Genomic DNA, 13,008 nt, shown 5'->3' with positions numbered 1-13,008 from the left:
ATTGCAGAACCTTTATTGACTTTCTAGCCATCTCGCTAATGATTTATCATATGGGTGTAACAATGAAGCGTATAATGAAGTGATGATTATACTGTATCTAAAGGTAGAACACTGCTTTATTTATCACATTGTTTTGTTTATTGTATAACAAAATTTAAAATATAAAAGGAAATAATAATGGGCACTACTGCTCTACAGCCACTTTATAAGTGTTTTGCTCGACGTAATTTGCATTTTAAACAAGGCAGTGGTGTCTGGCTTATTTCTGATAAAGGAGAGCGTTATCTTGACTTGACATCTGGTATTGCTGTTAATGCATTAGGATATGCGCACCCAAGGTTGGTCGATACTCTCAAAAAACAAGCTGAAAAACTTTGGCATATTTCCAATCTTTTTCAATCACCTGAACAAGAAGCTTTTGCTGCACGGCTTTGTGCAAATAGTTTTGCTGATAAGGTTTTCTTCTGTAATTCTGGTGCTGAAGCATTAGAATGCGCGTTCAAAACAGCTCGTCATTATCATTACGCATCCGGACATCCAAAACGCGTTGAAATTATTACTTTTGAAGGTGCCTTTCACGGACGCACACTTGCAACGCTTGCTGCTACTGGGCACGAAAAATATCTCGAAGGCTTTGGACCAAAAGCTGGTGGATTTATTCAAATTCCTTTTTGTGATGAAAGCGCTTTGCGAAACGCCATCAATAAAAATACCGCAGCTATTCTTATTGAGCCTATTCAAGGTGAAGGAGGAATACGAACGGTTTCTCACGAAACTTTAAAATTTTTGCGCAAAATATGCGACGATCATAATTTATTATTGATTTTAGATGAGGTCCAAACGGGTATTGGACGTACAGGAAAGCTTTTTGCCTATCAATGGAGTGATATCACACCTGATATTCTTACTCTTGCAAAAGGATTAGGTGGTGGATTTCCGCTGGGAGCTTGTCTTGCAACAGAGAAAGCCGCAAAAAGTATGACACCAGGGACCCATGGTTCAACCTTTGGAGGAAATCTTCTTGGAATGGCGGTAGGCAATAGTGTCCTTGATATTATATTAGAACCAGGCTTTCTTCAACATGTTGAGAAGATAGGCGATAAGCTTAAAAATGGACTTTCGAAAATGATCGATATCTATCCTGATATTATCTCTGCAATTCAAGGGGTAGGACTGATGATAGGCATTCAGTGTGTTGTTCCCTCAAATGTAGTCGTAAGTGCCTTGGAAAATGAATATGTTCTATGCACTTATGCCAACAATAACGTAGTGCGCTTATTGCCTCCTCTTATCATCACGGAAGAAGAAATCGATGAAAGCTTACGTCGTATTGAAAAAGCAATTGCCTCTCTTTCGCAAAAAAATAAAAAAAGGAAAATATGACAAACATGACAAATGCTCTTCGCCACTTCACCGATTTATCCATTTTAACCCCGCAAATAGCACGTGCTCTTATCGATTATGCAAAAAACCTTAAGGCATCTTTCAAAGCAGGGAAAAGCTCAAAACCTTTTGTTGATAAAACACTCGCAATGATTTTTGAAAAACCATCCACACGAACCCGTATTTCATTTGATATCGGCATGCGCCAACTTGGGGGAGATACAATCATGTTAACGGGTTCAGAGATGCAACTTGGTTATTGTGAAACTATCGCTGATACAGCACGGGTCTTATCGCGTTTTGTAGATATTGTTACATTACGAACAACAACACATAACCGAATGCTTGAATTGGCACAATATGCACAGATTCCTGTTATTAATGCTCTTACAGATGACACACATCCTTGCCAAATTCTAGCAGATATCCTAACTTATGAAGAACATCGTGGGCCCATTGCAAAAAAAATATTTGCATGGATGGGAGATGGTAATAATGTGCTTCATTCCTTGATCGAAGCGGCTGCCCTTTTTAACTTCCACTTACGTATTGCCACTCCAAAAGGCAGCGAACCACAAGAAAAATTTGTTCACTGGGCACGTGAACGAGGTGCTCATATTACATTAACGCATAATCCTCAAAAGGCTGCTAAAGATGCCGATTGTATTATTACAGATACATGGTTTTCCATGGGACAAGAGTTTCGTGCCCGCGATCATTCTATTTTTCAACCTTATCAAGTCAATGAAGCTTTAATGAAATTAGCAAAACCCAATGCTCTTTTCATGCATTGCCTTCCTGCTCATCGTGGTGAAGAAGTTGTTGATGCTGTGATAGATGGAGCACATTCGGTTGTTTTTGACGAAGCGGAAAATCGTCTTCATACCCAAAAAGCAATTCTTGCATGGTGTTTACAAGATGGATTTTTCTCTTCACAATATCTTGCAAAACAGATCATATAAAAGGCAAGAATATGCGCAAAAAATCCACAGATGAATCTTCTCTCAATAATATTCACTTGAGTGAAGATGATACTGTTATTCCCTTTCAAGTAGAAGAACTGAATATTCGTGGGCGTGCTGTACAACTTGGTGACGCTTTAAATTCTATTCTTACAAGACATCAATATCCTGAACCAGTTTCTTACCTTCTCGCAGAAGCTTTAGTTGTGACCGTTTTGCTTGGAACTTCCCTAAAACTCAAGGGAAAATTTATTTTACAAACCCATTCCAATGGGCTGGTTAATATGTTGGTATGCGATTTCTCTCCTCCCTCTCATCTGCGCGGTTATGCGCGTTTTGATAAAGAACAGTTAAAAAAAGCAATTGCTAATGAGCAAATATCTTCAGAAACCCTTTTGGGAAAAGGCACTTTAGCCTTCACCATCTACCAAGGCTCCCATACACAGCCCTATCAGGGAATCGTTGCATTAGACGGAACAAACTTACAAGAAGCTGCTCGTATTTATTTTGATCAATCAGAACAAATTCCTACCGATATCAGTTTGGCAGTCGCTATATTGGTCAATCGAGACCAACAAGGAAAAACACAGAAAAACTGGCGAGCAGGAGGGATTTTGACCCAATTCTTGCCCAAAGCAGCATCTCATCATCAAATAGATAATCTAGGTCAAAAACAAGAAGAAGGGAAAATCGATATACAACTTGAAAACCAATGGCAAGAAGCTAAAGCGCTAACAGCAACCATTGAAAGTGCAGAATTGACAGATCCCCAAGTCGGCAGTAAGCGGCTATTATTCCGTCTTTTTCATGAATACGGTGTCAGAGTTTTTAATCCGTTTTTTCTTGTGGACCAATGCTCTTGTTCGCGTGAAAAAATTAAAGGAATGCTTGAAGGCTTCCCCCCTGATGAACGAAATGAAATGGTTAAAAATCAATATATTTCCGTCACATGTGAATTTTGCTCAACAACTTATCGTTTTAAACAGCAAGAATTTTCTGAAGAAAAAATCTAATAAATATTTCTTACAAACAAGAAAATGCTTAGCTATACAATCCTAAATCTTGTCACATCAATGTGTATGCATTCCCTATGCTCTTTTATAAAAATAACTTATAGTTTCAAATATGCTTTGTTCTTTCTGTTACTAAAACCACTTTAATTACACAACTGCACCTAGAGACAGACCATATCAACCTTTCAAATCTTTTGTATATCTTGTTCTCGACACACACCTCTCTTTCATTTCGAATACAGCTCTCCTTCATATTTGCATATCATAAATTAGTTTTTTACACTGAAGAACTCTTCCTTTTTAAATTATCAACATATTGATTATTAATGGTAAATAATCTTTTTCAGATTCAATAAACTTGCTCAATATAATGGTATTTTCTTATTCAAATCCTTTTATTATGAATCATAAAAAATATTGAGGAAATAAAAATGAGGAAAATAATCCTTATGAATCGTTTGAATATATGAAGTATAGAATAGAGATTATAAATATAATGATGGTCCTACTTTGTTCGTTGAGAAACATAAGAATAAGGGCAGTAAAACTTCATTATTGTATATGTCTTAAATAAAAAGTGACGATAAAATATTTTATGCTCTTTTATAAAAAACTGTCTATAGCATCTACCAATCTCAATATGCTGCTATGCTAGCCCAAAGCATCAAAAATAAAGATAACAAACAAATATTTCATTCTTGAAGAGAATGAGAATCTTTTAAAAATTTTGTAGAGCTTTGGATATTCTTTCTACAGGCTCGTTATGCTACGAATATTTTTGAACTGATAGTGGTTATTTCCTTACAGATTGGCTTAAACAGATAAACAGAATTGCTCTTTATAAAAATCAGACACAATAGCACAAACCTCATGATTAAAGTTTGTGCTCCCATATTTCTGCCAAACATATAACTTGTAAAATACCATAACGAACAAAAGAAAGATTGAACCTACAATAACTCAAATGATATCATGCCCTTTGCCTAGTGCAAAACGGCGCAACCAGATATAAAGCGCACCTCCACCACCATGTTGGCGAGCCGCCTGCTCAAAGGCATGCACATAATATCGAAAAGTTGGTGTTGATAACCAATGAGGAACAAACTTATACAAAGCAGCAGCACTCCCAGGTGATCGTCCTTTTCCTGTGATCACAAGCACATAACGCAATCCATTCTGCTGAGATGATTGTAGAAATTTTTTTAAGAAAAAATAAGCTTCTTCCTGCATACAACCATGAAGATCAAGACGCGCCTCTATAGGATAATGACCTTTGGCAATCTTGCGATATGCAGCACGATCAAAAAAATGGATTTTATGCGCTCGTGCAAGCGTTTCCTTTTCTGTTTTAACTACTGTTTGTTTCTGTGTATTTTCTTGAGATAATGAAAACATTGGCGCTAGGCGCTGTTTTGCGTTATCAATACTTGCTGCATCTTTTGTAAGAGAAGAATAGAGTTTACCATGAAGCGGTCTTATTGTACGGCACACCCTCTCCCATAAAAGACGATCTTGTGGAGTCAAGAATTCCTTTTTGCGTCTCCATTCCTCCGTAGACATTTCAATCTTCAATCTCTTATAAAGCTTATTTATTATGATCTTATGGGATAAAAAATCTTAATTTTCATCTTCTGTTGCAAAAAGTTTCCAATTTGGATCTGATGATAGGCTGTTGCGAACAAAAGTCCAAACATCTCTAATTTCTACGATAGCATCAGGATCACCATCTATACGCTCTCCTTGCCCATTATAGGTTACAGAAATCATCTCACTGATAATCCGCACAGTTATAAATTCGTCCTTGTCTTGTATTGCTGCTGAAACGAACTCTATCTTATTAATTCCAACGAAAGTAAACTGAACTCTTTCATTATTGTTTTCACGTTTCTCAATAGCAGCACAAAAGCTTTCAAAAACATTTTGAGAAAGCAATCTTTTAAGTTGATCTCGATCACCTCTAGCAAAAGCTGTAACAATCATTTCATAAGCAACCCGTGCACCTTTTATAAAAAATTGAGGAGAAAAATGAGAATCAATTTTGCGAAGCGCTCGCAAACCTTCATTCAGTATAGTTCCTTCTGGTGAAATCGTATCAATCTCGCTAAAATCATTCTTTTGCGAATTTTCTTGATGAGGGAACGAAACAATATTATCTGTCGTTTCTGCCTCAGTTTGTTTTTTAGAACGATGCGAATAAGGATCAAAGGGAGGCTTTTCAAAACCAATTCGTTTTCCTAATACATTACGCAGTTGCACAAAAACGATAACCATAATAACAAGAGCTACGACAAATATAACGTCAAATTCCATGGGTGCTGTCAATCTCCAAACCTAAGATGATCTGTATAAACATTGCAGTCAATATCATTTATCAATAAATATGTAAAATGAGGAATCTACTATTCAAATATTTTTATAACCTCTCATGTATTTTTATAACCTTTCTTCATGTATGTTTAAAAGAATGACTCGTATAATCTTCTATCCTAAACTATTCAGAAGGGAGTTTTCATGTGATAAAGTCTTACCCTATAAATCCTCGCTTTTTTATCATTATTTTCCTTAGCGCTCTTTTAATTGAAATCGCTGGTTTTATTTTTGTTGGAAAAGAAATTGGAATTCTAGCAACTTTGAGTTTGATTGTTCTCACAACAATAGTTGGGGGCATTTTATTGCGAGTTCAAGGGTTTAGCCTTTTAAAAAATATACAAAGTGAACTTATTCAAGGACGTAGACTAGAAAACACTATTATCAATGATACCTTCGTCATTGTGAGCGCTATTTTGCTCATTCTCCCTGGATTTGTAAGCGATATTTTGGGAATATTACTCCTTATTAAGCCAATTCGTTCTCTTATCTGGCATTTCTTTTCATTATCTAGAAATAAAATAAACACCCGTACTAAAAATAAAACCAATACTCAAAATGCTGCTGAAAAAACCATTGATCTTAAAGCAGAAGACTACGAAGTTTATAATACTACAGAATCCTTATGGCGTAAAAATGATGATAATCATTGAAATTCCCAACAATCTGTATCCAAATTAAAAAATAATCAAGACAAGAGGAGCGTTTCTTGCAACCTTTTGCAAGGCGTGATAACCAGCTTAATCTGCGGTTCTAAAATAGAAAAATATATATTATCATAAATGAAAAGGTTTATACTATGGCTGAAGGTGAAATGAACAACAGTGGTGGAGAGCCAGTTTTTGCTGTATTAACGCAATATTTAAAAGATTTCTCATTCGAAAACCCAAGTGCTCCTCATTCACTGCGTTCGCGTGAAAAAGCACCACAAATAGATATCAATATTAATGTCAACGCAAACCCAATTGGTGATGATAATTATGATGTTATTTTATCCCTCTCCGTAAAAGCCAATGATGACGCGGAAACACTGTTTCATGTAGAACTCATTTACGGTGGTGTTTTTCATATTAAAAACATTCCACAAGAGCATGTTATGCCTCTTGTTTTTATTGAATGTCCTCGTCTTTTGTTTCCATTTGCGCGGCAAATTATATCTGACGCCACCCAAAATGGGGGATTTCCACCTCTTTGGATTGATCCAATTGATTTTGCAGCATTGTTTCAAAAACGTCTTGCTGAAGAACAAAATGACAATCAGAGTCAGGTACAACCATCTTAAAAATTTATTTTTTATTGTCAAAAAGGCCCTGAAATATCAGGGCCTTTTTTTACAACTTTTTTGCATGATACGCTGCTAGCATTGCGATATTGACAACATCCGTATCATTTCCACTAAACGGTACAATTTGGACAGATTTTTCCAATCCAATCAGAATAGGTCCAATAATGGTTGCTTCACCAAGCTCTTGCAACATTTTACTCGCAATAGAAGAGCTATGATAGCCAGGCATTATTAAAATGTTAGCTGGTTCTGTTAATCCCATAAAGGGATATTGCTGCATTAACTTCAAATTGAGCGCTACATCTGCACTCATTTCTCCATCAAATTCAAAGTCAACCCCGCGTTCATGCAAAATACGAACAGCATTTTGGATATTTTGTGTAACTTGTCCCTTCATATAACCAAAAGTAGAAAATGCTAAAAAAGCTACCCTTGGCTGATATCCAAATCCATGGACAAAAGAAGCTGTTTGTTCCGCTATATCAGCAAGTTCTTCGGCGCTAGGATCCTCGTAAACAGCTGTATCTGCAATAAACACAGTTCGCCCACGGCAAATAGCCATTGAGATACCAATCAGCCGTTCTTTTGGTTTTTCATTAATCACACGACGTATATCGATTAATGCTGTTTCGTAATTGCGTGTTACCCCTGTAACCATTGCATCAGCATCCCCTAATGCCACCATACAAGCAGCAAAATAATTGCGATCATTATTGATACGATGGTGACAATCACGCAATAGCCAGCCTTGACGCTGCATCTTTTTATAAAGGTAATTCGCATAAGCATCCGTACGACAAGAAAGCTTAGCATTCATCAGTGAAATACCTTCTCGCTCAAGATCAATACCAGCAATAGCAGCAGTTTCTCTCACTTGTTCTTCATGACCAATCAAAATTGCTTGTCCTAGTTTTTGATGAACATAGGAAACAGCAGCTCGGATGACTTGCTCTTCTTCACCTTCTGCGAAGACAATCTGTTTTGGCGCTTGGCGAATATGATTATAAACTCCACGCATCACAGAGGAAATGGGATCACGTCTTGCACTCAAATCACGTTCATAAGCCTCTAAATCATCAATATGCTTTCGCGCAACACCACTCTCCATTGCCGCTTTTGCCACCGCTTTTGAAACAACCGTAAACAAACGTGGATCAAAAGGAACAGGAATGATATAATTGGGTCCAAATTTCAATCGCTTGCCACGATAAGCTTCTGCCACACTGTCAGGAACCTCTTCATGGGCCAACTGCGCTAAAGCTTTTGCAGCAGCAATTTTCATGTCCTCATTGATAACCGTCGCACGTACATCAAGCGCACCACGAAAGATATAAGGAAAACAAAGAACATTGTTAATTTGGTTTGGATAATCCGAACGACCTGTTGCCATAATGGCATCATTACGCACTTGCATAACCTCTTCTGGTGTAATTTCTGGGTCGGGATTGGCCATGGCAAAAATGATTGGCTGTGGTGCCATTGATTTGACCATCTCAGGGGTAATTGCGCCTTTAGCAGAAACCCCAAAAAACATGTCCGCACCTTCCATTGCTTCGGCAAGCGTGCGTTTATCGGTTCGAAGAGCATGGGCAGCTTTCCACTTATTCATTCCCTCTTTGCGCCCTTCATAGACAACGCCCTTCGTATCACAGAGTATAACATTTTCAGGTCGAAACCCCATTGCTTTAATCAATTCAATACAAGCAATTCCAGCAGAGCCAGCACCATTACAGACTAACTTAGTATTTTGCATATCACGCCCTGTTAAATACAGAGCATTCAGTACGCCAGCGGCAACAATAATTGCTGTACCATGTTGATCATCATGAAAAACAGGAATATTCATGATTTCGCGTAAGCGACTCTCAATCATAAAACACTCTGGTGCTTTAATGTCTTCAAGATTGATACCGCCAAAAGACGGTTCCAAATGACGTACTAAATTGATAAAATTTTCTGGATCGTCTGTATCAATTTCCAAATCAATGGAATCAATATCCGCAAAGCGCTTAAAAAGCACTGCTTTGCCTTCCATTACAGGCTTAGATGCAAGCGCACCTAAATTGCCCAATCCTAAAATAGCTGTTCCATTTGATATAACAGCCACAAGATTTCCTTTTGTCGTATAATCATAAGCCAATGCTGGATTTTGAGCAATTGCTTTAACTGGAACAGCAACACCTGGTGAATAGGCAAGTGCTAAATCATGCTGTGTTGCCATAGACTTTGTTGCAATAATTTCAAGCTTTCCAGGCCGACCACAACTATGAAAATCAAGAGCTTCTTGCTCACTAACACCATAAATCATTTGAGGTAGTTTCTGATTTTGCTTTTTCATTTCACTCAATTCTCTCCAAAACAGTGTCAATTATGCTCTATGATACGTGTAATTACCCAATTTTAAAATTTGATTCATACATGAGAAATCGCTATGCTTGCTTTAACCAACCTGATTACACGTTTCAATTTTTAGAGATAATGAAGATAAGTATTACTGAAGTAAACAAAAAAGGGCATTAAAACCTCACTTGAAGGAAACAGGCGCGTAAACATGGATAAAAAAAACAACTATAAAAATAATTTAATTCCTCAGCCTGCCCTCTCATCTGCTCCTCATCAACAACGCCTCACTCCTATGATGGAGCAATATATAGAAATCAAAGCAGTCAATAATGATTCCCTTCTCTTTTACCGTATGGGTGATTTCTATGAATTGTTTTTTAATGATGCAGTTGAAGCTGCCCAAGCTTTAGGAATCACACTTACAACACGTGGCAAACATTTGGGTGAAGATATTCCTATGTGTGGGGTTCCCGTTCATGCTGCTGATGACTATTTGCAAAAACTCATTGCTTGTGGTTACCGCGTTGCTGTTTGTGAACAAACAGAAGATCCTGCAGAAGCTAAAAGGCGTGGATCAAAATCAGTTGTTCGACGCAATGTCGTTCGCCTTGTCACACCTGGAACTCTTACCGAAGAAAAGCTTCTTGATCCAACGCGTGCAAATTATCTGATGACACTTGCTCGCATCAAAACCAGCGACGGAGAGGATTTTGCCCTTTCTTGGATTGATATCTCAACAGGCATATTTCGTGTAACAGAAAGCCGTCATGAAAAACTTCTGGCAGATATTATGCGCGTAGATCCTCAAGAAATTATTGTCGCTGACTCTTTCTTTCATGATAAATCCCATAAATCACTTTTTCATGTTCTCAATCGCATTGTTTTGCCTCAACCTGCTAATCTCTTTGACACAGTCACTGCTGAACGCGATATTTGCGGTTATTTTAAACTTTCAACCCTTGAAGGTGTTGCCGATTATTCTCGCCCTGAACTTTCTGCAATCGCTGCTGCCATTCGTTACATCGAAAAAACACAAGTCACGCATCGCCCTCCTCTTATGCGTCCTGAACGTCAAAATGAAAGTGCTACCCTTTTCATTGATGCTGCAACCAGACTTAGTCTTGAGCTTGTCCGAACCACTTCAGGACAACGTGATGGAAGCTTATTAAAAGCTATTGATCGTACTGTAACAGGAGGGGGATCACGTCTTCTTGTCGATCGCCTTATTGCGCCTCTCACCACACCCTCAGCTATTGATCATCGTCTCGATTCGGTTGCCTTTTTTTTACGAAACACCTCGCTTGCAGAAGCTATAAAGCTCATTTTAAAAGGGGGGCCAGACATGCCCCGTGCAGTGTCACGTTTGGTGCTTGGACGAGGTGGTCCCCGTGATATAGCTACAATCCAGCGTGGTTTTGAAATTATTCGTGAAATTCACCAGCTTTTTAATAATCAATTGCTTCCTCAAGAAATCAGTGACGTACAACAGGTTTTCTCACATTTGCCTACTGCTTTACATGATCATTTAGAACGAGCATTAGCGGATGATCTTCCTCTGCTTAAACGTGATGGTGGTTTTATTCGCCCTCAATATCATAAAGAGCTTGATGAAATGCGTGCTCTACGTGATGAATCGCGCCGTGTTATTTTGGAACTTCAAACACAATATGCCCAAGAAACAGATATTAAGACTCTTAAAATCAAGCATAATAATATTCTAGGCTACTTCATTGAAGTCACAAATGTGCAAGCATCCGCACTCACAAATAACCCTCAAGCCAAAGCACGTTTTATTCATCGGCAAACAATGGCAAATGCTATGCGCTTTACCACAACAGAGCTTGCTGACCTTGAAAGCCGTATTGCCCATGCAGCTAACCACGCACTGACACTTGAACTAGAAATCTTTGAAACCCTTGTGCATGAAATTACTGAGCAGGTTGATTTCATTCGTAAAGCAGCCGAAGCACTTGCTGTCTTGGATGTATCCATCGCATTAGCACATCTGGCTGAAGAACAAGGATATTGTCGTCCTAAAATTGATCATTCTCTTACATTTCATATCACTGCTGGGCGCCATCCTGTCGTAGAGCAAGCACTCCGAAAACAAGCAGCAGAACCCTTTGTTGCCAATAATTGTGATCTTTCTGTACAAGAAAATCATCAATATGCAGCAATCTGGCTTTTGACCGGTCCCAATATGGGAGGAAAATCCACTTTTTTACGGCAAAATGCACTTATTGCTATTATGGCGCAAATGGGATCCTTTGTTCCAGCAACTTGCGCACATATTGGCGTCGTTGATCGCCTCTTTAGTCGTGTTGGTGCTTCCGATGACCTTGCAAGAGGGCGCTCAACCTTCATGATGGAAATGGTGGAAACAGCAACAATTCTTAACCACGCTAGTCACAAATCCCTTGTTATTCTTGATGAAATTGGACGAGGAACATCAACCTTTGATGGACTTTCCATTGCGTGGGCAGCTGTGGAATATCTGCATGAAGTTAATTGCTGTCGTGCTATTCTTGCTACCCATTTTCATGAAATGACAGCACTGACAGAAAAGCTTAACCGCCTTCATAATGTAACAATGAAAGTTAAAAATTGGGATGGTGATGTGGTTTTTCTTCATGAAGTCACACCAGGAGCTGCAGACCGATCCTACGGCGTACAAGTTGCAAAACTTGCTGGGCTTCCGCCAGCGGTTATTGCCCGTGCTACAGATGTTCTCCACCAATTAGAACAAGGTGAAATGGCTGGGAAAGGACATAAACTCATTGATGATTTACCGCTTTTTTCCCTTAAAGCAGTATCTCCTGTCAATGAAAAAACACAAGACCATTGCATACTTCATAAAGCTTTAGCAAATATTCACCCTGATGAACTTTCCCCTAAACAAGCTTTAGAAGAAATTTACCGCCTCAAACAACTGGAAAAAAACTAAGCCCTTTATAGAAAATTAAAAAAAGCATTCTTCCTTGATCATTCTAACGCATATCGACTCTTCACTATCTTATCATTGCTTTCACACAATGTCTCTTTAAAAGCAGTAAAAAGTAGAGACCAAGAAAGCAAATGCATAACATTTCTTAAAGCTAATTGTTTTTATACAAAAATGCAATTTGTAGCACCCATATTCGTCAGCGTGATACTTGTCATTCTGATGCGCTCTGATTTTAAATATTCTTCCAGAGCATGTAAAATAATCAGTTTGAAACTCTGCTTTCCGATTTTCAAAAGTATCTCAAGCAATGTCCTTTAAATAATGGAGATTGCGCATTGCTTCACACTTTTGTTTCTCTCGTTTTTTCATGAAGTCACGACCTTCATGTAAAACAGAACGCCACCCAGTTGCACATTCACGGGCTTATTTTAAAGAAACATTTCTTAAAGCACAAAAGCCAATTTCACGGAACCTACCATGAAGGGTATAACGATAAAGCTATTAGCACCACCATCTTTATGCTTGTAAAGAAGCAAGCCGGCACCATCATTATATTTGCCAACTCCCAATGTTGCGATAACCCTTGCCTTTGAGAGCATTCATAAGAGACATTTTTACTCCTTTCTTGTCCAGTTTACCCACACGCCAGCCCGCTTATGACGTGCAAGCAAGTGATCTTAATCGATTCAATATGAGAGGATTTGTGATGAG

Annotated in this window: 9 protein-coding genes and 1 pseudogene; 6 read left to right on the top strand and 4 right to left on the bottom strand. The window is 38.3% G+C overall.

The genetic code is table 11. The annotated features are described in order from the left end of the window. Positions 1–177: 177 nt before the first annotated feature. Genes PVV69_RS03025 through PVV69_RS03015 form a run of 3 tightly spaced genes read left to right on the top strand, consistent with a single transcriptional unit; the run spans position 178 to position 3,358 of the window. On the top strand, positions 178–1,383 hold the full coding sequence (locus tag PVV69_RS03025) for an aspartate aminotransferase family protein (RefSeq protein ID WP_273756388.1): 1,206 nt from the start codon (positions 178–180) through the stop codon (positions 1,381–1,383). Between the two features lie 5 nt (positions 1,384–1,388). Continuing rightward, entirely contained in the window at positions 1,389–2,345 is a 957-nt protein-coding gene (gene argF, locus PVV69_RS03020) for an ornithine carbamoyltransferase (RefSeq protein WP_404978364.1), read from the top strand. Between the two features lie 11 nt (positions 2,346–2,356). Continuing rightward, a complete protein-coding gene (locus PVV69_RS03015; RefSeq protein ID WP_273756386.1) occupies positions 2,357–3,358 on the top strand; it encodes an Hsp33 family molecular chaperone in 1,002 nt (333 codons plus the stop codon). Between the two features lie 960 nt (positions 3,359–4,318). Here the strand turns inward: PVV69_RS03015 and PVV69_RS03010 are convergent. Continuing rightward, complete coding sequence (locus PVV69_RS03010) at positions 4,319–4,918, bottom strand: Smr/MutS family protein (protein ID WP_273756385.1); 600 nt, start codon at positions 4,916–4,918, stop codon at positions 4,319–4,321. A gap of 57 nt (positions 4,919–4,975) precedes the next feature. Continuing rightward, on the bottom strand, positions 4,976–5,668 hold the full coding sequence (locus PVV69_RS03005) for a Tim44/TimA family putative adaptor protein (RefSeq protein ID WP_273756417.1): 693 nt from the start codon (positions 5,666–5,668) through the stop codon (positions 4,976–4,978). A 203-nt stretch (positions 5,669–5,871) separates the two neighbouring features. Here PVV69_RS03005 and PVV69_RS03000 point away from each other — a divergent pair, with 203 nt between their 5' ends. Together PVV69_RS03000 and secB are read left to right on the top strand one after the other, a co-directional pair. Next, complete coding sequence (locus tag PVV69_RS03000) at positions 5,872–6,378, top strand: FxsA family protein (protein ID WP_273756384.1); 507 nt, start codon at positions 5,872–5,874, stop codon at positions 6,376–6,378. A gap of 146 nt (positions 6,379–6,524) precedes the next feature. Then, on the top strand, positions 6,525–7,007 hold the full coding sequence (secB, locus tag PVV69_RS02995; RefSeq protein WP_273720212.1) for a protein-export chaperone SecB: 483 nt from the start codon (positions 6,525–6,527) through the stop codon (positions 7,005–7,007). Between the two features lie 49 nt (positions 7,008–7,056). Here the strand turns inward: secB and PVV69_RS02990 are convergent, their stop codons facing one another. Continuing rightward, positions 7,057–9,348 carry an NADP-dependent malic enzyme gene (locus PVV69_RS02990; protein ID WP_273756383.1) on the bottom strand — a complete coding sequence of 764 codons (2,292 nt, stop codon included), beginning with the start codon at positions 9,346–9,348 and terminating at the stop codon, positions 7,057–7,059. A 213-nt stretch (positions 9,349–9,561) separates the two neighbouring features. Between PVV69_RS02990 and mutS the strand changes: the two genes are divergently transcribed. Next, positions 9,562–12,297: a DNA mismatch repair protein MutS gene (gene mutS / locus PVV69_RS02985; protein WP_273756382.1), complete on the top strand. Its 2,736-nt coding sequence runs from the start codon at positions 9,562–9,564 to the stop codon at positions 12,295–12,297. Between the two features lie 303 nt (positions 12,298–12,600). On the opposite strand, the pseudogene PVV69_RS02980 reads toward mutS, so the two are convergent. Then, a pseudogene (locus PVV69_RS02980) lies at positions 12,601–12,909 on the bottom strand (Arm DNA-binding domain-containing protein); the annotation flags it as partial. Between the last annotated feature and the right edge of the window lie 99 nt (positions 12,910–13,008).

The organism is Bartonella sp. MM73XJBT (assembly GCF_028618465.1).
In the GTDB taxonomy this organism is placed as follows: domain Bacteria; phylum Pseudomonadota; class Alphaproteobacteria; order Rhizobiales; family Rhizobiaceae; genus Bartonella.
The sequence above is the reverse complement of the archived record's forward strand: the minus strand, read 5'-3'. Positions and strand labels throughout refer to the sequence as shown.

What these genes read in the sequence shown, in the direction of transcription:
- PVV69_RS03005 (WP_273756417.1), bottom strand. Translation starts at nt 5,668, where the DNA reads ATGGAATTTGACGTTATATTTGTCGTAGCTCTTGTTATTATGGTTATC.
- PVV69_RS02990 (WP_273756383.1), bottom strand. Translation starts at nt 9,348, where the DNA reads ATGAAAAAGCAAAATCAGAAACTACCTCAAATGATTTATGGTGTTAGT.
- secB (WP_273720212.1), top strand. Translation starts at nt 6,525, where the DNA reads ATGGCTGAAGGTGAAATGAACAACAGTGGTGGAGAGCCAGTTTTTGCT.
- mutS (WP_273756382.1), top strand. Translation starts at nt 9,562, where the DNA reads ATGGATAAAAAAAACAACTATAAAAATAATTTAATTCCTCAGCCTGCC.
- argF (WP_404978364.1), top strand. Translation starts at nt 1,389, where the DNA reads ATGACAAATGCTCTTCGCCACTTCACCGATTTATCCATTTTAACCCCG.
- PVV69_RS03010 (WP_273756385.1), bottom strand. Translation starts at nt 4,918, where the DNA reads ATGTCTACGGAGGAATGGAGACGCAAAAAGGAATTCTTGACTCCACAA.
- PVV69_RS03025 (WP_273756388.1), top strand. Translation starts at nt 178, where the DNA reads ATGGGCACTACTGCTCTACAGCCACTTTATAAGTGTTTTGCTCGACGT.
- PVV69_RS03015 (WP_273756386.1), top strand. Translation starts at nt 2,357, where the DNA reads ATGCGCAAAAAATCCACAGATGAATCTTCTCTCAATAATATTCACTTG.